Raw genomic sequence first — 1,675 nt, 5'->3', positions numbered from 1 at the left:
GCATATTGGTTCTTGGAGCGTCGCTTGCGGCTTGCTTATTGCCTTTATCCCTGTTTCGGGAGGTCCACCACGTCACGCTGGTCGACGTAGAGGAGATAGCGCTCCCGCTCAACGATGATTTCGAAATATTCTTTTCGATTGAAAAGGTGCAAACAGATGCTATGGAGTTCTTGCAAAGCACCGAGCGCAAGTATGAATTCATCTATGTGGACCTATACTCTGATCACTCATCGTATGAATTATTGCAGGACCCCACATTTATAGAACTCTTGCGATCTCGCCTTGCGGCAAAGGGTGTCGTGGCCATTAATTGCTTTGACATTGCAAGCTACGCGTTCCCGGAGATCCCGCCGACCATCTCAACAGCCACTATGGCAGCGCTCGGAAATGTTTTTCCTGAAGTATGGTACTTGAAACACCGTAGAAATGTTCTCATCTACGCCGGCACGCTTCAAGCACATGTGCGTAAGCCCCACTCGCTTGAACATCTGTCGGAAGCTGATCGATATTGTGCCGAGGCGCTGGCCATCCGCGCCAGCGATTTTCGGCGATTCACCCGCATATTTGACCATCGCGTCTTCCTTGCACAATCTCCCTCTCCTCGACTTTACTCCAGTATTCAAGAGCTCTTCGAAGTAAGAGCGCTCCGACTATATGAAAAGGCGGCGCTCAACTTTCCGCAGATTCGGTGTGCTTCAGACTTCAGTGAATTGTCGTTGCGCTCGAACATAACCGCCGGTCTACTCAGTGCTCTTACTAATAGCCCATTTCTTCGTTGGATTTTTCTCACCGAAATCGCGGCACTGTCTTTCGATCATCCGCTGCGCGCATTGGATCGCCTCGAACAGATTCGCTGCAGCATAGAAAGCCAGGCAGCGTCGCCTTACGATGGGGACATCCTATCTAACGTACAGTCGATTTCTGCTCGCAATCCTCATTGGTCGCGGCGCATCCAACTGCTGGCACAGAACTGATTGCGGACATATGTCATTTCAGAGCCCAAGCGAAACCGAGATCATCATCATTGATGATTTCTTTGCTGATCCCAAGCGAATTCGAAGTGCTGCTTTAGCACTGAAATATTATAGGGCACCAGGGAATGTTGCGGCCGCACAATCAAGGACGGCGCTGTTCTCCAGGGGGGTAGTTGATAGATTTTCTAAGCTGGTTGGATCCTCGATCACCTACGATCACAAGGAGGCAAACTTTGGCCATTTCCGACTTGAGGTAAAGAGCGATCGGCCACGACTATTAGTCCATGCCGATCATGAAGACTGGGCTGGTTTAGTGCACTTGTCGCGACCTGAGAATATCGAGGGCGGAACCGCATTCTTGACTCATAAGGAGACCGGATTAACTGGTCCTCCGACGAATGCGGAAGCCCAGATGCTCGGCTATGAGGATGCGGCCGCATTCGATAGAGAGGTCCTTCTACGAGATACTCTTAACCCCGATGCTTGGCAACTCTCGAGCCTCGTTCCCGCCGTTTTCAATAGGTTGCTCCTCGTTCGCGGTAGCATCTATTATCACGCCCCCTGGGGTCAGTTCGGGGATTGCTTCGAATCAGGACGTCTCACGCAGCACTTCTTCTTTAACATCGCAAAATGAATCGACGTCGCAATCCACTGGCAGTGCATACCCTTCCCAATGGTGCTGAGCTAGCCTGTATCCAGGC

2 protein-coding genes are annotated in these 1,675 nt (G+C 51.1%); both read left to right on the top strand.

The window, feature by feature from the left end; translation table 11 throughout:
- The coding region (locus AC1D01_RS33650; protein WP_477873808.1) for a spermidine synthase at positions 1–974 on the top strand (974 nt) is incomplete at its 5' end.
- Between the two features lie 10 nt (positions 975–984).
- Positions 985–1,608: a DUF6445 family protein gene (locus AC1D01_RS33645; protein WP_477873807.1), complete on the top strand. Its 624-nt coding sequence runs from the start codon at positions 985–987 to the stop codon at positions 1,606–1,608.
- Positions 1,609–1,675: the final 67 nt, after the last annotated feature.

The sequence above is a fragment of the Rhizobacter sp. P3_B12 genome (genome assembly GCF_056402895.1).
Note: the sequence above shows the minus strand (reverse complement) of the source record. Positions and strands in the feature narration are given on the sequence as shown.